This is a genomic window from Pseudarthrobacter sp. alpha12b, assembly GCF_054130495.1.
In genome coordinates, this window is record NZ_CP196746.1 from 932074 (window position 1) to 950399 (window position 18326).

An 18326-nucleotide genomic window follows, 5' to 3' on the forward strand; every position below is an offset into this window, starting at 1 on the left:
ATGGCATACCTCCGACTCCACCACGTGAATGTCACTTCAGACAACATGTCGATCCTGACGGACTTTTACGGAAAGGCGCTGGGACTGAACCAGCTCCCCTCGCCCAAGATGATCGCCACGTCCAAAAATGCAGACAACGACATCGACGGCGACGCCGAGTGGGATACAGCCGCCAAGTTCTACGAAGCCGGCGACCCCAACGAACTGCAGATCCACGCCACCCAGCGCCAGCCGTACCTCGCAGCCCAGGAGGGACACTCGGTCAACCCGCTCATCGGAGGACACTTTGCGTTCCGGACCGATGACATCGAGGCCATCAAGGCACGCCTCACCGAGAACAACATCCCGTTCGACGACTGGGGCGTCTGGTCCGTCGAAGGCTGGCACCAGATCTTCCTCACTGACCCCGCCGGCAACATGATCGAGATCCACCAGGTCATGACGGACGGCGAAGCCTAATCACCCGATGACCACCCATCAAGCTTCACGCCGTTCCCCGGCCGGGGAATTTCCCCGGTATTACCAGCTGTTTGATCGCCCCGACCGGCTGCGGGGAACGGCCTGGGGCCTGTGGGGCCCGGCCGACCAGCTGGGCACCCTGAACCACCTCACACCGGCCCGTGTCCTTGAAGCCCGTGAGAGTATTTTGACGGGCGAAGTCATACCGCTCAACCTGCCGTTGACGGAATTCGAGCCGCCCATCATTGCCCACCGCGGTTCGATTCAACACACTGTGTTCGGCCTCAACGATTTCCACCGCGACGACCGGATCGATAATCTGTTCCTTCAGGCGTCGACGCAAATTGACGGGTTGCGACACTTCGGGCATCCGGACCACGGCTTCTACAATGACGCGGATCCCAACGGGCTGGTGGCGGGAAAACCCGGCCTCGGAATACAGGCCGTGGCCGAACGGGGGATCGCCGGCCGTGGCCTGCTCATCGACGTCGGTGCCTACCGGGACGCGGTCGGCCGCCCGATCGACCAGGCCACCAACGAACAAATTCCGGTGGCTGATCTGGATGCAACGCTTGAATGGCAGGGGAGCACCATCCGGCCGGGCGACATCATCATGATCCGCACAGGATGGCTCAAACACATCCGGACGGACGCCAACCGCTCGGACGGCGCCCTCCGCTCGCCGGGCCTAAGCCAAACCGAAGAATCGGCCGCGTGGCTTTGGGACCATCAAGTAGCGGTGGCGGCGTCCGACAACATCGCGCTGGAAGCCTGGCCGGCAACGGATTCCAAACTCACCGTCCAGGCGGAACTATCAGGTGCGATGCCTGCCTCCAGCCACACGGGGATGCTGCACCGTATCCTGATCCCGTTGCTTGGGCTGAGCATTGGCGAGCTTTGGGCGCTCGATGAGCTGGCAGCTGCCTGCGCCGCCCGACGCCGATATGACGTCTTCCTCACGGCCCAGCCGCTGAACCTGCTGGGCGGAGTTGGCAGCCCGGCCAACGCAATGGCGATCCTCTAAACATGAATCTTCAGGAGTAATTGACGTGAATGACCACGAATCCGGGACAGCTGAAGCTGTCCTCATAACCGGCGGTGCGTCCGGCATCGGCCTCACCTGTGCCCGCCAGGCTGCGGCCCGGGGCGCACGCGTAGCTATTGTCGACGTGAACCCGTCAGCCGCGGCAGATGCAGTGGCGACGTTGGACGGAGAAGGTCATGTCGCCGTGGCCGCTGATGTCACGGACGCTGGGGCCATGCGCCGCGCAGCCGACGAATTCGCGGCAGGTGGCGGACTGACCGGGGTTGTGGCCGCTGCCGGGATAGTCAGCCGGTCGGCGCTGCTGGACATCGATGCTGCCGAATTCCGGCGGGTACTCGACATCAATGTCATCGGAGTCCAGAACACAATCTCGGCCGCAGGGCCCCACCTTCTACGCGCAGGCCGGCTCGGGTCGGTGGTCGTCCTTGGCAGCGCCGCAGCTTTCACAGGAGGCGGGCTCATGGGTAACGGTGCGTACGCCACCTCAAAGGCCGCGCTCATCGGCTTGGTACGCGGATACGCCCGTGAGCTCGCGCCAAATCAGGTGCGCGTGAACATGGTTGCTCCCGGGGCGACTGAAACACCGATGACTGATGTTTTAAACGATGCAGATCGCGAGCGAATCGCCGGGATGTCCCTCCTCGGAAGGCTTTCCAAGCCTGAGGAGATTGCCTCAGCCATCGCGTTTCTCCTGGCGCCGGGCAACGGCACGATTACCGGACAAGTGCTCCACGTCAACGGCGGCGTGGTCTTCGGCTGAAACGCCACTTCCGGGCTGAAAGCGCCGGATGTTCCTGAGGCCGGGCTGCCCGCGAATCAGCCCGGCCTTTGGAGTCTCCTTTTTAGAGCTACAACCTCATCACTTTCGACCGATTGCCCAAGGAGGCAGCAATGACTGGTCAAACAAGGTCCTTTCGAACCTCAGACGGCGCACAACTGGTTTACGATGACTTCGGCTCCGGTCCGGCGGTGTTTCTTGTTCACGGATTCACCTGCCAGGCGGCACACTGGGCCTTCCAGCGCCAGGCTTTGGTCGCCGCAGGTTACAGGACCATTGCGCTCGACCTTAGGTTCCACGGCCGCTCAGACTTCCCGGGCAGCGGTCAACGTGTCTCCCGCCTGGGCAAGGACGTCGGGGAATTGCTCGAGCATCTGGAGCTTGGCGAGGTAGCCCTCGTTGGGCATTCCTTGGGCGTCTCCGTCTGTCTCGCATATTTCGACCTGTACGGAACGGACCGCGTTCGCGCGTTCGTAGCAATCGATCAGTCGCCAAAAATCGTTAACGACGAATCGTGGGCCTGGGGTGTCCGGTCCGTCGAATGGGCCAATGTGTGGGATTCCGTTAACGGGCGCTTTCAATGGGGCAATCCGGCACTTGAGCCTCCAGCGCCGCCCCACGTAGCGCAACTCTTTTCCGAGGTGGGCGGCCTCACGCAATTTCCCGATGGCGCTGTACTTCCGCTCCTGGTGGATCACTTCACAGCAGACTGGCGGGACGTTGCACCGACCGTGAATGTTCCGTCCTGGGTAGCCACGGGCCGCTTCTCGCCGTCTTTCCCGCTTGAAGGCATGCAGTGGCTGGCAGATACCATGCCCAAGTCTTCCCTCTCCGTTTTCGAAAACAGCGGCCACTGCCCCCATTGGAACGAGCCGGAAGAGTTCAACCGCGAGCTGCTCACCTTCTTGAGGGCAGCCCTGTAAAACGGTGTGGTTCCCCGGCAGGAATACGTTCCTGCCGGGGGCACTAAAACTCTTCGGTAGTGATGGAACCCAGGAAGTTCTTTAACTCACCGGCCATGTCCACAGAGTTGTTGTCCAGCAACCACTGCACCTGCAGCCCGTCCATGAGTGCCACCAGTTGCCGTGCGGCTGCGGTGGGTGATAGCCCGTGCCGCAACTTACCCCGCCGGTCCAAATCGGAAAATGCCTGTCCGCAAACTCCCAGCGCCCATTTGTAACGTCGCTGAAAGTATTCGTGGGCGGGATGCTCCGGGTCTGTTGCCTCGGCAGACAACACGCAGTAGAGCGACACCAACCCGGGAACGGACGTGTTGTACTGCATCAGCCGTACGATGCCATTCAGCGTTTCCATGCCGTTGTCGGTGACGATTCCGGCAGCCGCCCACGAATCTTCATCACGAAGGGTCAGGACAGCCTCAAGCAGGGCCTCTTTGCTGTGGAAATGGTGGAGGAGACCGGTCTTCGTCAGACCGATTTTGTCAGCAATGTCCTGGACCGACCCTGCCCGAAAGCCGGAAGCCGAAAAGACCTCGAAGGCAGCCGTCAGGATTTCTTGACGGCGTGCTTCCGTCTTGGCGTAGGTTCCGCGCGGCCGGCCGCGCCGCGGTTCACGTGCGGCGGCAGTGGTCGCTGTTTCAGTCATCTTGAAACTCTAACAACCTTGGACCAGGCACGCCGGGGCGGGCATCAGTGTCTGTGCGGCGCGTCACATTTAGCAAGATTTGGAAAGCTGCAGTGAAAACATACCGCATGGTCTGTTTTCGTGTTAAGGTCTCTTTCAATGGCTGTCCATGGTGGACGCCACTGACCGTGAAAGGGACCAATGATGTTCCGACCTACACGCATGGCCGCACTTGCTGCCGCCGTTGCCCTGAGCCTCACCGGCTGCGGTGGAGGTGGGGAAAGCACTGCGGAGCACTCCTCGCAAACGCTGACGCTGGGCACCCTCATGGCGCCGAAATCTTTTGCTGCTGCCGACTCCGACTTTGCTAACGTTTCGCCTTTCTACCAGGCCGTGTACGACACCCTGCTCCGCATGGAACCGGGCGGAAAGCTGGTACCCATGCTGGCAACCGAGTGGAAGTACAACGACGACAAAACCGTCCTGACCCTGAAGCTCCGCGACGACGTCAAATTCACCGACGGCACCCCTTTCAACGCGGACGCAGCAAAACAAAACCTGGAGCGATTCAAAGCAGGAACGTCGGCAGACGCCCAGTTCCTGGCAGCACTCAAGACAGCCACTGCTGTGGACAGCACGACCCTGGAACTGACCCTCTCGGCCCCAGACCCCGCATTCCTCGGCTACCTGTCCAAGGATGCATCGTTCATGCAGAGCCCGGCATCATTCGGGAACGCGGATATCGCCACCAAACCTGTCGGATCCGGCCCCTACATCCTGGATACCGCAGCCACAGTCACCGGGACCTCATACTCGTACAAGAGCAATCCTGACTACTGGAACAAAGGCCTGGTCCATTACGACAACATGGTGCTGAACGTCTACCCGGAACAGACGTCACTCCTCAATGCCGTCAAGGCCGGAACGCTCAACGGCTCCCTCATTGACATTTCGATGATCCAGGAGGCCGAAGCGGCGGGCTACAAGAACAACACTTTCGAGGGCAACTGGACTGGACTGATCTTGTTCGACCGCGCCGGCAAGACCAACGCCGCCCTCAAGGACGTCCGGGTCCGGCAGGCGTTGAACTACGCCTTCGATACAAAGGCGCTGCTGGATGCTGTCAACCAAGGCCGCGGAACAACCACGACCCAGGTCTTCCCGCCATCCTCGGACGCTTACGACGCTTCCCTGGACTCCCGCTATGCCTATGACCCTGCCAAGGCCAAAAAGCTTCTGGCCGACGCGGGCTACGCGAACGGCTTCACGCTGCAAATGCCGTCCACCCCGCTCGTCAACAGCTCAATCTTCACCTTGATCACCCAGCAGCTCAAGGAAGTGGGAGTCACAGTGGAGACGGTCGACGCAGGCAACAACTTCATTGCCGATCTCCTGGCAGCAAAGTACGCCGCGAGCTACATGATCCTGGAGCAACAGTCGGACTGGCAGCTCATCAACATGAAGATCGCCCCGAATTCAGCGTGGAATCCCTACAAGTATGAGGACCCGACGGTTGACGGCTTGATCAACAAGATCCACCTGGGTGCGGCGGACGAGCAGAAATCGGCCGCGAAGGAACTGAACAAGTACATCGTGGAGCAGGCTTGGTTTGCCCCGTGGTACCGCCCACAGAACAGTTTCGTAACTGACGCAAAGACCAAGGTCGAGCTTCAGACGGGCAACGTTTACCCCTACATCTGGTCCTTTACGCCCGCTTCGTAGCGAACGGTTGCCGGACCGGCGACATTGCCCGGTCCGGCAACCTCAGGAACCTTTTCAAAGGATTTTCAAATGTACCGATTCGTGCTTCGGCGCCTAATCGCCGGTGTTCTCCTGCTGTTCGTCATCACCACTGTGGCTTACCTCCTGCTGTACGCAGGCAGCGGAGACATCGCCCGCCGTATCGTGGGTCCCACCGCCACGGATGCCCAGGTTGCCATGAAGGCAAGCCAACTGGGTCTCGATCGTCCCCTCGTTGTCCAGTACTGGGACTGGATCACCCGCGCCGTCACGGGCGACCTCGGCCGCTCCTGGTTCAATGGACAGCTCGTGAGCACCGGTGTCAGCAGCAGGGTTTGGGTCACGCTTTCCCTCGTCCTCGGCGCCACCATCGTCGCTGCCGGTATCTCGGTAGTCGTGGCTGTTTGGGCAGCAGTGCGCCGGGGCTGGATCGACCGCGTGGTCCAGTTCGTGGGCGTCCTTGGCTTCGCTATCCCCGGATTCCTGATCGCGCTGGGTCTGGTCTCCCTGTTCGCGCTCAACCTCAAGTGGTTCAAGGCCACAGGGTATGTACCCATTACGACGTCGTTTGGCGGCTGGGCGGCGACGGTCACCCTGCCGATCATCGCCCTCTCCATCGGATGCATCGCCGCCGTGGTGCAGCAGGTCCGCGGTTCACTGATTGATGCGCTCCGAAAGGACTACGTTCGCACGCTGCGCGCCCGCGGATTGTCCTTCAACCGCGTTGTCTATAAGCACGTGCTGCGCAACGCGGGCGGACCGGCCCTGGCTGTACTTGCCGTGCAGTTCATTGGACTGCTGGGCGGCGCCGTCATCGTGGAACAGATTTTTGCCCTGCCCGGCCTCGGGCAGATCACCGTTGCCGCTACCGGCCAGGGTGACATCCCGGTCGTGATGGGGGTCGTGCTTGCGACCGCTGCCATCGTGGTGACCGTCAACCTCATCATCGACCTGGCCCAGGGCTGGCTCAACCCGAAAGTTCGGCTGTCATGATCGACGCTCCTCCCGCACTGCCCACCACGGCAGCCAAGATTTCCCTCTTCCGCAAGCTCGTAACACACCCGACAGGTGCGGCATCGCTGCTTGTCCTGTTCCTGGTGGCACTGGCATCCCTCCTGGCCCCAGTGCTGGCAACGCACGATCCCAACGAGGCCACCCTCAAGGATGTGCTGGCCAAGGCCGGATCCGGGCATCTGCTGGGGGCCGACAGCGCCGGACGCGATGTCTTCAGCCGCCTGCTCTTCGCCGGCCAGTTCAGCCTCGCCGGCGCCGTGGTGGCTCTCGCCGTGGCGCTGGTCATCGGCGTCACGGCTGGGCTCATCGCCGGGTACTACGGCGGCTGGTTCGATGCGGTCTCCTCATGGCTCACCGGACTGTTGATGGCCCTGCCGGGCATGGTGGTCCTGCTGGCGGCCCGCGCAGTAATTGGCCCCTCCATGTGGTTGTCCATGATGATCTTCGGTGTGCTGCTGTCGCCGGCTTTCTTCCGGCTTGTCTATGCGTCCGTCACCGCAGTCCGCAACGAACTTTACGTGGACGCGGCACGGGTCTCCGGCTTAAGCGACTTCAGGATCATCGGCCGCCACATCCTCACCGTGGTCCGGGCACCGGTCATCATACAGTCAGCCATGGTTCTCGGCATCGCCATCGCCATCCAGGCCGGACTGGAATTCCTGGGGCTGGGCGATCGGAGCATCCCCACTTGGGGCAGCATGCTCAATGACGGCTTCATCAACATCTTCAAAGCACCCGCGCTGGTGCTGTGGCCGGCCCTGGTCATCGGTCTTGTCTGCATCGCCCTGACGTTGCTGGCCAACGCCATGCGCGACGAGCTGGAGCGCAGCAGCGGTCCGGTGAAGAAGGGCCGCAAGGCCGCGGCAGCGACTGCAGCAGCCGACGCCGAAGGTGCCGCCGGGAAGCGCGGGGACGCCGCCGTCGTCCATCCCGAAGAGCCGGGCACAGACACGGGCGAATTGCTGCTGGAAGTCACGGACCTCGGAGTCGGCTACGACCAGCCCGACGGGTCCACCACCCACGTGGTGAACCACGTGGGCCTGACAGTCCGGCGCGGTGAGGTGCACGGCCTGGTCGGCGAATCTGGTTCCGGCAAGACACAGACGGCGTTCTCCATCCTCCGGCTCCTGCCCCAGGACGGGCGCATCACAGGTGGTTCCATTTTCTTTGAGGGCAAGGATCTGGCGCACCTCTCCGAGAAGGAGATGACCAAGGTCCGCGGGAAGCGCATCGCGTACATCCCGCAGGAACCCATGTCCAACCTGGACGGCGCATTCACCATCGGCAGCCAGTTAATGGAACCCATGCGGGTGTGCCTGGGCATCTCCAAGGCTGAAGCCCGCAAACGTGCCCTGGTGCTGCTGGCGAAGGTGGGCATCCCCAACCCGGAACGGACCTTCAACTCCTACCCGCACCAGATCTCCGGCGGCATGGCCCAGCGCGTCCTGATCGCCGGCGCCGTGTCCTGCAATCCGGACCTGCTGATCGCCGACGAACCCACCACCGCCCTGGACGTCACGGTGCAGGCCGAAGTGCTGAACCTGCTTCGCGAGCTCCAGGATGAACTGAACATGGGCGTCATCCTGGTGACCCACAACTTCGGGGTGGTTGCCGACCTCTGCGACTTCGTCTCCGTGATGCAGACCGGCCGCGTCGTGGAAACCGGTCCTGTCCGGGCCATCTTCAACGATGCCCAGCACCCGTACACCCGCCAGCTGCTCGACGCGATCCTCGAAGACACCGCCCCCCGCGGGCAGTACATCCCGGCCACCGGCACAGCGCAGTTAGCCAAGCCCCAGGAATTGAAAGGAGTGACGTCATGACCGACACCCTGCTCGACGTCAAGGACGTCGTCGTCGAATATCCGCTCAAGGGCTTCCGGAAGGAACCGTTCAAGGCGCTCAAGGGCGTTTCCCTTGACATCCGGCCGGGTGAGACTGTGGGCCTCGTAGGGGAGTCCGGCTCGGGCAAGACCACCTTGGGCCGCGCCGTGCTGGGGCTGGCGCCCGTTACCGGCGGCAGCATCAAATACCGCGGCGAGGAGATCTCCAAGGCCACCCGCGCGCAGCGCAAGGAACTCAGCAACGAGATCCAGGTGGTTTTCCAGGACCCGTACACGTCGCTGAACCCCTCCATGACCATCGAGCAGATCCTCACCGAACCGCTCACCGTCCGCAAAGTGGACCGCAAGGCGGCCAACCAGCGCGTGGCCGAACTGCTGGACCAGGTCCGGCTGCCGCACGGCGCCGCGCAACGGCTGCCGCGGGAATTCTCCGGCGGACAGCGCCAGCGCGTCGCCATCGCCAGGGCCCTCGCCCTGGATCCAAAGCTCATGGTCTGCGACGAGCCCGTTTCCGCCCTGGACCTCTCCACGCAGGCCCGCGTCATGGAACTCTTCATCGAGATCCAGGAACGCACTGGCGTCGCCTACCTCTTCGTCTCCCACGACCTCGCCGTGGTGCGGCACCTCAGCCACCGCGTTGCCGTGATGTACCACGGCGAGATCGTCGAATGGGGCAACGGCGATCAGGTCACCGGAGCACCTGAACACCCCTACACGCAGCGGCTGTTCATGGCCGCTCCGATTCCCGATCCCGACCGGCAGGCCAAACACCGGGCCGACAGGGTACGCCTCCTGGAACTCCAGCACCAGCAGGACCTCCAGGCCGGCGTAGCCTGAAAAACAGCAAGAACATCAACGCAAGAACAGCCAAGAAAGCCACCATGGAACTCCTCACCGACGCAGCAAAAACCGACCACAGCACCGACGCACGACTGAAGTCCCTGATGGCTGAACTGACACTTGCGGAAAAGATCCAGCTGCTGACGGGACGTGATTTCTGGACTACCTGGCCCCTCGAGAAGATCGGGCTGCGGCGCATGCTCTTCTCAGATGGTCCGACGGGCGTCCGCGGTGAAGTCTGGGACGAGCGTGAGCCGTCCATGAACTTTCCATCAGCTGCCGCCATCAGCTCCTCGTGGGATCCGGCCATCGCCGACCGGCTTGGGGCGGCGTCGGCTGTTGAAGCCCGGCGCAAGGGAGTGGACGTGGTCCTGGGACCGACGATCAACCTGCACCGTTCCCCGCTGGGGGGAAGACACTTCGAAGCATTCAGTGAAGACCCGGTGCTGACAGCCGAGCTGGCGGCCGCTTACGTGTCAGGTGTGCAGCGCAATGGTGTGGGCGCCACCCCCAAGCACTACGTGGCCAACGATTCTGAAACCGAACGGTTCACCGTCGACGTCAAGGTGGGGGACCGGCCACTGCGGGAGCTTTATCTTCTCGCATTCGAAAAGGCCATCGTTGAGTCGAAAGCGTGGCTGGTGATGAGTGCGTACAACTCTATTAACGGCGTTACCGCGACCGAAAACGACCTTCTGGAAACCCCTTTGAACGGCGAATGGGGTTTCGACGGCGTGGTCATCAGCGACTGGACTGCAGTCCGCAGCATCGACAGTGCCGCCGCTTCCCAGGACCTCGTCATGCCGGGGCCGGATGGCCCCTGGGGTGAAGCCCTTGTCGCGGCGGTGGAAGCCGGCCGGATTCCGGAATCCGCGATCGAGCGGAAGGTGTTGCGGATCCTGCAGCTCGCCGCCCGGGTGGGTGCCCTCGAAGGCTTCGAGGCCGTCCGGCCCGAACCCGCGGACCGGGAGGACCTTGTCGCGTTCGCCCGGGAAGCCTCTATTGCCGGTACCGTGATGGTGAAAAACGACGGCCTGCTTCCACTGGATCCAACCGTGGCCCGAAAGGTCTCGGTCATCGGACACAACGCCCGCTACGCCCGCACGCAGGGCGGCGGCTCCGCCACGGTGGTTCCCGAAAGAATAGTCACGCCCCTGGACGGGATCCGCGCTGCTTTCGGTCCAGACAACGTCAGTTACACAGTGGGAGCGGTAGTGCAGGAAGGGATCGCGGAATTCCCCCTGGAACAAATCACCAATCCGGTCACTGGAGCCCCCGGCATCAGAGTCAGCTTTTTGGACGCCAACGGTCACGAGCTCTTCGCCGAGGACCGACGCTCTACAGCGCTGGTCTGGTTCGGAGGAGACGCACCCATCTCGACAGCATCGACGGTTCAGTTCCACACCATCTACACACCGCACGAGACCGGCACCATTCGGCTCGGCTTCTCCAGCGTGGGGCATGGCCGTATTTTCGTGAATGGCGTACTTGTCCATGACGCCACGGTTGAAGCTGTTGGAACGGACCTGGGGGCCGCATTGCTCGCGCCGCCAGCAGCCTCGGTTCCGGTGGACGTGGCCGAGGGCACCCCACTCAACATACGGGTAGAACTCACCAGCAAGACGGCAGGGGCACTATCGAACACGCTCGGAATCACGATTGGTACCGAAGCCGACAATGCGGACCCCGACGGCCTCATTACCGCAGCGGTGGAAGCTGCGCGCGCTGCCGACGTTGCGGTCGTCGTAGTGGGCACCAATTCCCGCGTTGAGTCCGAGGGATACGACCGTTCCTCCCTCGAACTCCCCGGCACGCAGGACCGTTTGGTCCACGCCGTGGCGGCTGCCAACCCCCGCACTGTCGTCATCGTGAACTCCGGGTCTCCTGTCCTGATGCCTTGGCGCGACGAAGTAGCGGCGACCTTGATCGGCTACTTCGGCGGTCAAGAGTTCGGCCATGCACTTGCCGACATCCTGACGGGGGAAGCCGAGCCCGGCGGCCGACTACCCACCACATGGCCCGCACGCCAGGAGGACGTGCCCGTCATCAATGTCACGCCCGAGGCCGACGGGACCCTCACCTACGACGAAGGGATCCATATCGGCTACCGTGCCTGGCTCAAGGCCGAAAGGACTCCGGCATACGAATTCGGGTACGGGCTTGGCTACACGCACTGGAACCTGGATTCCGTGGATGCCCGGGCCACAGCCACGGCGGATACAGCTCTTCCAGTCACCATCGCACTTACGAATGGCGGCGCCCGCGCCGGCAAGAACGTCGTGCAGGTATACGCGGAAAGGCCAGACTCCGCCGTCGACCGCCCTATCCGATGGCTTGTCGCCTCCGTTCCTGTATGGGCAGAAGCCGGCGAAACCGTTACAGCCAGTGTGGACGTCCCCACCCGGCTCCTTGCGTACTGGGACAACGGCTGGACCTACGAGCCGGGCATGTACACCCTCCGCATCGGCACCTCCGTCAACGAACTCCCGCTGCAGGCAACGCTGGAACTTGTCCAGGACTAGGGCCCCTCAAGAAAAGGAACGACAAAGACATGGCCGATACAGGCACGCAAATCCCGAGTACATCAATGGCCGGCCAGCTGATCCGCGGCCTGGAGCTGAACGGGCCCTTCCCGGACCCCAGAACTGACACAGACCACCAGTCACTTGTGTCCATCTATCCGGAGTTGGCCGCTGTATCTGCAGTCGACATTGATGTCCCGACCCCCGAGGGCCGGGTCCCCGGACGCCTGTACTGTTGTCCCGGCGAAGCCCTGGCTGGCCTCGTCTGGGTCCACGGTGGGGCCTTCATTGCCGGCGACCTGGACATGCCCGAGGCGCACTGGGTCAGCCTCTACCTTGCCTCGCACGGAATTTCAGTGCTGTCACTGGACTATCGCAAGGCCCTTCACGGCGTGAAGTATCCGGCCCCGTCAAACGACGTACTCGCCGGTTGGCGCTGGGCAAGTGAGAATCTTGAATCTCTGGGGTTGCGGACTGTGGGAGACCTTCACCTTGGCGGGGCAAGCGCCGGCGCCGCGCTGACTGCCGCGCTGACGGGACGGCTGAGGGACGAATCCGGGCAGATGCCTGCTTCCTTGCTGCTCGCATACCCTCTCGTCCACGCCGAGCTTCCCCCGCTCAACGAGGATCTACGCGGGAAGATGGCCGGCGTTCCCGCTGAGCTTGCCTTCGGGCCGGACTTCATCCGGGACATCAACCTGAATTTCGCCGGCAGTGAGGACACGTTCAAGGACGGGCATGCGTTCGCCGGGGAGGGCGACGTCAAGGGTTTTCCCCCCGTCTACATCATCAATTCCGAATCTGACACGCTGCGCGCCTCAGGGGAACTCTTCGCAGCCCAACTGGAAGCCGCAGGAGTGCCAGTCCGCATGGAGATGGAACCGGACAGCATGCACGGACACCTGGACCATCCCCACACAGGACCAGCCAAACACTCCGTTGAGCAAATGCTCGCCTGGCTCCGCGGTACCGCCGGGACGGCAGCACCGGGCAGCCAGTCGCCGGCCCACCACTAGTTTCCAAGGAAAGGTCCGAACCATATGTCAGCCGTCACGGCTCCTGCCAAAAGCCAGTCCACAGGCACCGTCGCACCCGGGTTCGAGGACGTACGGGCCCAGTTTGATGCCTATCTCGCCGAGGACCCCAACTACAGCGCCCAGCTGGCCGTGTACTGGAAGGACCACCTCGTGGTTGATCTGGTCGGTGGAGATGGCCTGGAACGCGACACGTTGACGGGAACGTTCTCGGCGACAAAAGGCGTCGCCGCAATAGCCCTGGCGACGCTGGTCAGCTCAGGGCAGCTGGACCTTGATCAAACGGTGGTTCACTATTGGCCGGAATTTGGCGCCAACGGAAAAGAACGGGTGCTTGTCCGCGAGCTCTTGTCGCACCAGGCTGGACTGATCAACGTGGACGCGGGGCTGGAAACCGCGGACATACTGGACTCCCGCCGCGCGGCCCCCAAACTCGCGGCGCAACGGCCGTACTGGCGCCCGGGATCAAGCTTCGGTTATCACGGCCTGACCATCGGATCCGTCATCGAGGAACTGGTGCGGCGGATTACGGGCCTGACCTTGCAGGAACTCTACGAGAACACCGTCCGCGCACCCCGGGACATTGACTTTTGGCTCGGCCTGCCGGAATCAGAAGAGGATCGGTTCGAAGCAGTACGTCCCGCGCACCCTACGACCGAACAGCTTGAAATCATGTCCGCAAGCCAGATGTCGCCGGATGGTCTTGGCGCCCTGATGTTCAACGGTGTCAACAGCCTTGTACCGCCAAACCTGGGTCCCTACTCACCCAATCGCCGCGAAGTGCGGGCGGCTGGCCCTGCCGCAGTTGGCGGTATCGGATCGGCAAGGGGGCTGGCGCAGGTTTACGCAGCAGCCATTGGCCTGACGGGGGATGCCCTCGTAGACTCCGATACTGTTGCGGCAATGGGGCAGCAGCAGGTGTGGGGAGTGGACAGGGTCCTGAATTTCCCGGCGTCGTTCGGTGTTGTTTTCATGAAGCCCCACCCAGGCTCTGATTTTGGCAGCTACCAGGCGTTTGGCCACGATGGTGCCGGTGGGGCGCTCGGGTACGCTGACCCGCTGTACGGCATCAGCTTTGGCTATATCCCGCTCCAGATGCAACTGCCAGGCGGCGCGGATGCGAGGGCGATCCACCTCTCGCAAACCGTGAGGGCTGCTGTCCGCCAGAGCTAGGCGCAAGGGAGCCATGGCCGTCTCTGGCCATGGCTCCGCGGAATGTCAGGCGTTCCCGCTGCCTGAGGGGAGCGTGGCGTAGGCGTGGCTTGTCTGCAGGATTCCGGTGACGACATCAAGCTCAGCGTCGTTCCGTGGTCCATAGATCATGACCATTCCCCGGGCAAGCCGGATCCCGGCCAGGGGATGAGCCACGCCCCAACCTTTGGCTATGGCATCGCGGGCAAGAGCCGGAGGCAGGGCCGTATGCAGTGATCCATCGTACTCGGGGTGGAGGTGCGCAAACTCTCCGGCCTGTGGAACGAGGAATGCGTCAAGCGGCGCCCGTGCGTCGCGTTCGACCATGAACCCGGATGCACCGGGCACGGAGATGGCTGACTGGCGTGCAGTTACCCCGGGCAAGGCGAGGACACGGTCCAGGAGCCGCTCCCGGACGTGGCGCGGGCTATTGTCGGAGCGCTGCTCCTGCGGTATCGACCAGGAAACATCGGGGCGGGCGCCGGAACGAACCGGGAGCGCGCCGTCGGGAAAGGCGCTCCAGGTGCCATTGTCGGACGGCAGAGTGCCGCGGGAGGCGAGGAAGTGCAAACGCTCCGCGATCCAGCCGCCAAGCTCCGCAACGGTGGCATTGGTGAGGCCGTGGCCGCCGGGATCGCGGCGGGCGTAGCTGGGTGCGCCGGAACCACCGAGCAGGTAGGTCCACGTTCGGTCGAGGAGCTCGCGGGGGATGACAGTGTCTGCTTCGCCTTGGGCAACGAAGACCGGCACCCCGGCCAGGCGGGCAGGTGACGTGGGGACGCCGGCGTCGAACGGTAATGTTCCGTAGAGGATGGCAGCGCCTGCGAAACGCTGTGGATCGGACAGGAGCAGTCCTCCGGCAAATGCTGCGCCGCCGCTGAAGCCGACGAGTATTACCTGGCGACCCGGAGGTGCGACATTATCGAGCCACTTGCGGAACCAAGCCATCGTCTGATTGAGGGACTCCGCCACCGGACGGCCGATTCCACGGTTGGCAAACCAGGCGTAGCCGCCTCCGGCCGGAATCGGTGCGCGGACAGCGGCGTACGACGGGCCCGCTGGCAGGTGTCCGGCCAAACCGATGATGCCCGTCTCGTCCGCGCCGCGTCCATGCAGCAGCACCACCAGGGGACGGTCGGTGGTGTCAGGGGTGTGCCAGACAACCGTGGGTTCGTCGAAGGCGTTATTCATTGGTTGTCCTCATCAGGATTAGTTTCTGTGATTCGGCCAGCGGTGGGTACACCGGACCATCTGCGCAGTTCGTCGTCGAGCTCCAGCGGCTCAACGGGCGCGGTGTTCGCGTACTCGCCCCAATGCTGGCGGGGAAGCATCCACATAAGTTCGAACTCGTTGCCGTCCGGATCCGCCCCGTAGACGCTTTTCGTGGCCCCGTGGCTGGATTGACCTGTGTACGCGCCGGCTTCTTCCAAGGTCCTTCGGGCTTCCGCCAGCTCTTCGATGGTGTCCAGCTGCCAGGCAAGGTGGTAGAGCCCGACGCCGCCACGCACCTTGGGCGGCGCGGTGTCGCCTACCCCGAAGAGGCCGAGGTCGTGGTGGTTGCCGGAGCACGGAAGCCTCAGGAAGGACGCGTTGGCGCGCGGTTCGCGGACGACGACTTCCATTCCGAAGAGCTGGGTGTAAAAGCGCTCGGCCCTGGCAAGGTCGGTGACGAAGAGTACGGCATGGTTCAGCCGGACGGGTGAGACTGGCATCGGAACGTGGTTCTTTCTCGGTACGGAAGCCGCGCCCGTGGCCCGGGAGCCGGCCTATTAGCCGGCCGGTTCCCGGAAAGTACGATGGTGCGGAGTCGGGTTGACTGCCTGTTTAGGCCTTGACGGCGAAGCCGCCGGTCCAAGCGATCTTTTCACCGGCGGCAAGGGCGATCTGCAGGAAGCCCGTTGCCTCCAGCTCACGTGCCCGGCGCAGCGATCCGGCGTCGATGGCGCGCAGCCCGGCGGCGGAGATGAGCCCGGCGAGCCGTGTCTTCGCGTCCGCGTCGTCCCCGGCGATCAGCACTGTAGTGGGCTGCCCGGCGATTTCGCCCGAGGCCAGAGTGGCCGCGAAGGTGGTGTTGAATGCCTTCACTACGCTGGAGTTGGGAAGCGCGGCCTGGATCTGGGCGGTGGCTGAGGAATCGGCCGGCACGGTCAGGGAGTCGAAGGTTTCGAAGTTCAGCGGATTCGTGATGTCAACAATGATCTTGCCGGCGAGCTGCTCGGCACGCTGGGCCAGGATCTCCTGCACGGCCGGGTAGGGAACAGCCAGAACGACAATCTCTCCGGTAATGGTCTTGTCGGTGTCCCCGCTGCCGAGGACCTGCACGGTATTGCCGCCCTTCTCTGCGATGCCGGCGATAGCCGAGCCCATGTTGCCTTGTCCGAGGATGCTTACTGCAGTCATAACGGTCTCCTTTGTGTGCAGCCCCATTGGTTGAGGCTTCAACTAAATAGTAGGGCCCGAGGTTAGTTGTTGCAACAACCAATCTGGGGAAGAATGAAAGCATGGAGACACAATGGCTTACAAGGGAAGAATTGGCTGCCTGGGTACGGCTGTATACGGTGGTCGAACTGCTGCCGAACGCGCTCGACTCCCAGCTCCGCCGCGACGCGGACCTGACGAACTTTGAGTACTACGTGCTCGCCATGCTTTCGGAAGCTCCCCGTCGGACGCTGAGGATGACGGATCTGGCAGCGCAGACGAGCGCCACGCTGGCGCGCCTGTCCCACGTCGTAAAGCGTCTTGAAGCACGCGGCCTGGTGGAGCGCATTCCGTGCCCCGAAGATCGACGTGCAACCAACGCCCGCCTCACCGACGGGGGGCAGCGCAAGATTGTCGAAACCGCGCCCGGCCATGTGGAAAACGTGCGGCGGAACGTTATCGACCCGCTCACGCCGGAGCAGCTCGGTCAGTTGCGGGGGATTGCCGATGCCCTATTGGGGAAGCTCGACCCTGACGCGGCGATGGCCCCTCTGTACCGCCGGCATGACGGACCTGAGTGAGTTTGGCTATAGGAGGGGCGGCGCCAAAGTGGGCCCGTGAAAATAGTTGACGCGACAAGTAATGTGCCATAGGCTATTACTTGAAACATCAACTTATTCCTTTTGAAGACCGCTACTGCAGGCTTCAGAAGGCGAGAAAAGAGGACCGCACCATGACTTCTCCGATTCAGCCCGCTGCCACCCAGTCCAACATCGCCCGCACAGTCCTGCGCCTCGTAGTGGGTGTTATCTTCTTCGCCCATGGCTGGCAGAAGATCTTCGACTACACCATCCCCGGCACCCAGGCAGCGTTCGCACAGATGGGGGTACCGGCCGCGCAGCTGGTTGCTCCGGCGATCGGCTTCCTGGAACTCCTTGGGGGCGCCGCCATCATTGTCGGCGTGCTGGTTCGTCCCGTGGCCATCCTCCTGGCACTGGACATGCTTGGCGCCCTCTTCCTGGTGCACGCCCCGGCCGGAATCTTCGCTGACAAAGGTGGTTACGAACTCGTACTCGTCCTGGCGGCCGGCGCCGCAGCCCTCGCCATCGTCGGGGCAGGCCGTTTCTCCGTCGACGCTTTGCTCTTTGGCCGTAACGGTAACCGTACCCTGGCAGCCCTGGCCTAAGCGGCAGCCAAACTCATAAACGACGAATGGCGCCGGCACCCGCATAAGCGGATGCCGGCGCCATTTCGCTTAAAGGCTAGATGGCCTGTACTGCCTTGATGGCCGGCATGACGCGATCCGTGACCTCATCGATGCCGCCGACGCCGTCGACTTGGGCGAGGATGCCGCGCTGGGCGTACTTTGCCACCACGGGTTCGGTCTGTTCGTGGTATAGGTCCAGGCGGTGGCGGATGACGGTTTCGTTGTCGTCGCTCCGGCCGGTTTCCTTGGCCCGGCCCAGGAGGCGGTGCACCAGCTCTTTGTCGTCGGCGGTGAGCTGCAGGACTACGTCGAGCTTCTCGTCAGCGTCAGCGAGGATCTCGTCCAGGTAGTCCACCTGCGCGGTGGTGCGCGGGTAGCCGTCCAGCAGGAAGCCATTTTCGACGTCGGGTTCGCCCAGGCGGCCGCGGACCATCATGTTGGTTACGCTGTCCGGGACGAAGTCGCCGCTGTCCATGAAATTCTTTGCCTTGACGCCCAGCGGGGTGCCACTCTTCACGTTGGCACGGAAGATGTCGCCGGTGGAGATGGCCACAACGCCGAGGCGCTCTGAAATCCGCTCCGCCTGCGTTCCTTTTCCTGAACCGGGAGGTCCAATAATCAGCATTCTCGTCATCGCAAAAGCCCCTCGCC

Annotated in this window: 18 protein-coding genes; 13 read left to right on the forward strand and 5 right to left on the reverse strand. The window is 63.0% G+C overall.

Features of this window, described 5'->3' with window-relative positions:
- The 4 genes from ACTAQI_RS04155 (at nt 1) to ACTAQI_RS04170 (ending at nt 3205) form a co-directional block, all read left to right on the forward strand.
- The gene (locus ACTAQI_RS04155; protein ID WP_255175269.1) at nt 1–459 is read left to right on the forward strand and encodes a VOC family protein; all 459 of its coding nucleotides are present in this window, start codon (nt 1–3) and stop codon (nt 457–459) included.
- A gap of 7 nt (nt 460–466) precedes the next feature.
- The gene (locus ACTAQI_RS04160) at nt 467–1483 is read left to right on the forward strand and encodes a cyclase family protein (RefSeq protein ID WP_457949757.1); all 1017 of its coding nucleotides are present in this window, start codon (nt 467–469) and stop codon (nt 1481–1483) included.
- 25 nt (nt 1484–1508) lie between these two features.
- On the forward strand, nt 1509–2264 hold the full coding sequence (locus ACTAQI_RS04165) for an SDR family NAD(P)-dependent oxidoreductase (protein ID WP_457949758.1): 756 nt from the start codon (nt 1509–1511) through the stop codon (nt 2262–2264).
- Between the two features lie 131 nt (nt 2265–2395).
- Nucleotides 2396–3205: an alpha/beta fold hydrolase gene (locus ACTAQI_RS04170; RefSeq protein WP_457949759.1), complete on the forward strand. Its 810-nt coding sequence runs from the start codon at nt 2396–2398 to the stop codon at nt 3203–3205.
- Between the two features lie 43 nt (nt 3206–3248).
- Here ACTAQI_RS04170 and ACTAQI_RS04175 read toward each other — a convergent pair whose 3' ends face one another.
- Nucleotides 3249–3887, reverse strand: a complete 639-nt coding sequence (locus tag ACTAQI_RS04175; RefSeq protein ID WP_331322381.1) for a TetR/AcrR family transcriptional regulator — start codon at nt 3885–3887, stop codon at nt 3249–3251.
- A gap of 201 nt (nt 3888–4088) precedes the next feature.
- On the opposite strand from ACTAQI_RS04175, the gene ACTAQI_RS04180 reads away from it, so the two are divergent.
- From ACTAQI_RS04180 to ACTAQI_RS04210, 7 genes are all read left to right on the forward strand, one after another.
- Nucleotides 4089–5588, forward strand: coding sequence for an ABC transporter substrate-binding protein (locus ACTAQI_RS04180; protein WP_457949760.1), 1500 nt, complete (start codon nt 4089–4091; stop codon nt 5586–5588).
- A 69-nt stretch (nt 5589–5657) separates the two neighbouring features.
- On the forward strand, nt 5658–6599 hold the full coding sequence (locus tag ACTAQI_RS04185) for an ABC transporter permease (protein WP_331322383.1): 942 nt from the start codon (nt 5658–5660) through the stop codon (nt 6597–6599).
- Nucleotides 6596–8443: a dipeptide/oligopeptide/nickel ABC transporter permease/ATP-binding protein gene (locus tag ACTAQI_RS04190; RefSeq protein WP_457949761.1), complete on the forward strand. Its 1848-nt coding sequence runs from the start codon at nt 6596–6598 to the stop codon at nt 8441–8443. Before ACTAQI_RS04185 ends, ACTAQI_RS04190 begins: the two co-directional genes overlap by 4 nt.
- Nucleotides 8440–9300 carry an ATP-binding cassette domain-containing protein gene (locus ACTAQI_RS04195; RefSeq protein WP_457949762.1) on the forward strand — a complete coding sequence of 287 codons (861 nt, stop codon included), beginning with the start codon at nt 8440–8442 and terminating at the stop codon, nt 9298–9300. Before ACTAQI_RS04190 ends, ACTAQI_RS04195 begins: the two co-directional genes overlap by 4 nt.
- Before the next feature lie 44 nt (nt 9301–9344).
- Nucleotides 9345–11825, forward strand: coding sequence for a beta-glucosidase (locus ACTAQI_RS04200; RefSeq protein WP_457949763.1), 2481 nt, complete (start codon nt 9345–9347; stop codon nt 11823–11825).
- A gap of 29 nt (nt 11826–11854) precedes the next feature.
- Entirely contained in the window at nt 11855–12841 is a 987-nt protein-coding gene (locus ACTAQI_RS04205; RefSeq protein ID WP_457949764.1) for an alpha/beta hydrolase, read from the forward strand.
- Between the two features lie 24 nt (nt 12842–12865).
- Complete coding sequence (locus ACTAQI_RS04210; protein ID WP_457949765.1) at nt 12866–14032, forward strand: serine hydrolase domain-containing protein; 1167 nt, start codon at nt 12866–12868, stop codon at nt 14030–14032.
- A gap of 45 nt (nt 14033–14077) precedes the next feature.
- On the opposite strand, the gene ACTAQI_RS04215 is transcribed toward ACTAQI_RS04210, so the two are convergent.
- From ACTAQI_RS04215 to ACTAQI_RS04225, 3 genes are all read right to left on the reverse strand, one after another.
- Complete coding sequence (locus ACTAQI_RS04215) at nt 14078–15241, reverse strand: luciferase domain-containing protein (protein ID WP_457949766.1); 1164 nt, start codon at nt 15239–15241, stop codon at nt 14078–14080.
- Nucleotides 15238–15762, reverse strand: coding sequence for a VOC family protein (locus tag ACTAQI_RS04220; protein ID WP_457949767.1), 525 nt, complete (start codon nt 15760–15762; stop codon nt 15238–15240). The genes ACTAQI_RS04215 and ACTAQI_RS04220 overlap by 4 nt, the downstream gene beginning before the upstream one ends.
- A gap of 112 nt (nt 15763–15874) precedes the next feature.
- Complete coding sequence (locus ACTAQI_RS04225) at nt 15875–16450, reverse strand: NADPH-dependent F420 reductase (protein WP_331322391.1); 576 nt, start codon at nt 16448–16450, stop codon at nt 15875–15877.
- 101 nt (nt 16451–16551) lie between these two features.
- Between ACTAQI_RS04225 and ACTAQI_RS04230 the strand changes: the two genes are divergently transcribed.
- Nucleotides 16552–17049 (forward strand): MarR family winged helix-turn-helix transcriptional regulator, encoded by a 498-nt coding sequence (locus ACTAQI_RS04230; protein WP_457949768.1) that lies wholly within the window; start codon nt 16552–16554, stop codon nt 17047–17049.
- Between the two features lie 152 nt (nt 17050–17201).
- On the forward strand, nt 17202–17654 hold the full coding sequence (locus ACTAQI_RS04235; RefSeq protein ID WP_324644932.1) for a DoxX family protein: 453 nt from the start codon (nt 17202–17204) through the stop codon (nt 17652–17654).
- A 76-nt stretch (nt 17655–17730) separates the two neighbouring features.
- Here ACTAQI_RS04235 and ACTAQI_RS04240 read toward each other — a convergent pair whose 3' ends face one another.
- A complete protein-coding gene (locus tag ACTAQI_RS04240; RefSeq protein ID WP_457950983.1) occupies nt 17731–18300 on the reverse strand; it encodes an adenylate kinase in 570 nt (189 codons plus the stop codon).
- Nucleotides 18301–18326: the final 26 nt, after the last annotated feature.

What these genes read in the sequence shown, in the direction of transcription:
- ACTAQI_RS04155 (WP_255175269.1), top strand. Translation starts at nt 1, where the DNA reads ATGGCATACCTCCGACTCCACCACGTGAATGTCACTTCAGACAACATG.
- ACTAQI_RS04160 (WP_457949757.1), top strand. Translation starts at nt 467, where the DNA reads ATGACCACCCATCAAGCTTCACGCCGTTCCCCGGCCGGGGAATTTCCC.
- ACTAQI_RS04170 (WP_457949759.1), top strand. Translation starts at nt 2,396, where the DNA reads ATGACTGGTCAAACAAGGTCCTTTCGAACCTCAGACGGCGCACAACTG.
- ACTAQI_RS04175 (WP_331322381.1), bottom strand. Translation starts at nt 3,887, where the DNA reads ATGACTGAAACAGCGACCACTGCCGCCGCACGTGAACCGCGGCGCGGC.
- ACTAQI_RS04180 (WP_457949760.1), top strand. Translation starts at nt 4,089, where the DNA reads ATGGCCGCACTTGCTGCCGCCGTTGCCCTGAGCCTCACCGGCTGCGGT.
- ACTAQI_RS04185 (WP_331322383.1), top strand. Translation starts at nt 5,658, where the DNA reads ATGTACCGATTCGTGCTTCGGCGCCTAATCGCCGGTGTTCTCCTGCTG.
- ACTAQI_RS04190 (WP_457949761.1), top strand. Translation starts at nt 6,596, where the DNA reads ATGATCGACGCTCCTCCCGCACTGCCCACCACGGCAGCCAAGATTTCC.
- ACTAQI_RS04195 (WP_457949762.1), top strand. Translation starts at nt 8,440, where the DNA reads ATGACCGACACCCTGCTCGACGTCAAGGACGTCGTCGTCGAATATCCG.
- ACTAQI_RS04200 (WP_457949763.1), top strand. Translation starts at nt 9,345, where the DNA reads ATGGAACTCCTCACCGACGCAGCAAAAACCGACCACAGCACCGACGCA.
- ACTAQI_RS04205 (WP_457949764.1), top strand. Translation starts at nt 11,855, where the DNA reads ATGGCCGATACAGGCACGCAAATCCCGAGTACATCAATGGCCGGCCAG.
- ACTAQI_RS04210 (WP_457949765.1), top strand. Translation starts at nt 12,866, where the DNA reads ATGTCAGCCGTCACGGCTCCTGCCAAAAGCCAGTCCACAGGCACCGTC.
- ACTAQI_RS04215 (WP_457949766.1), bottom strand. Translation starts at nt 15,241, where the DNA reads ATGAATAACGCCTTCGACGAACCCACGGTTGTCTGGCACACCCCTGAC.
- ACTAQI_RS04220 (WP_457949767.1), bottom strand. Translation starts at nt 15,762, where the DNA reads ATGCCAGTCTCACCCGTCCGGCTGAACCATGCCGTACTCTTCGTCACC.
- ACTAQI_RS04225 (WP_331322391.1), bottom strand. Translation starts at nt 16,450, where the DNA reads ATGACTGCAGTAAGCATCCTCGGACAAGGCAACATGGGCTCGGCTATC.
- ACTAQI_RS04230 (WP_457949768.1), top strand. Translation starts at nt 16,552, where the DNA reads ATGGAGACACAATGGCTTACAAGGGAAGAATTGGCTGCCTGGGTACGG.
- ACTAQI_RS04235 (WP_324644932.1), top strand. Translation starts at nt 17,202, where the DNA reads ATGACTTCTCCGATTCAGCCCGCTGCCACCCAGTCCAACATCGCCCGC.
- ACTAQI_RS04240 (WP_457950983.1), bottom strand. Translation starts at nt 18,300, where the DNA reads ATGCTGATTATTGGACCTCCCGGTTCAGGAAAAGGAACGCAGGCGGAG.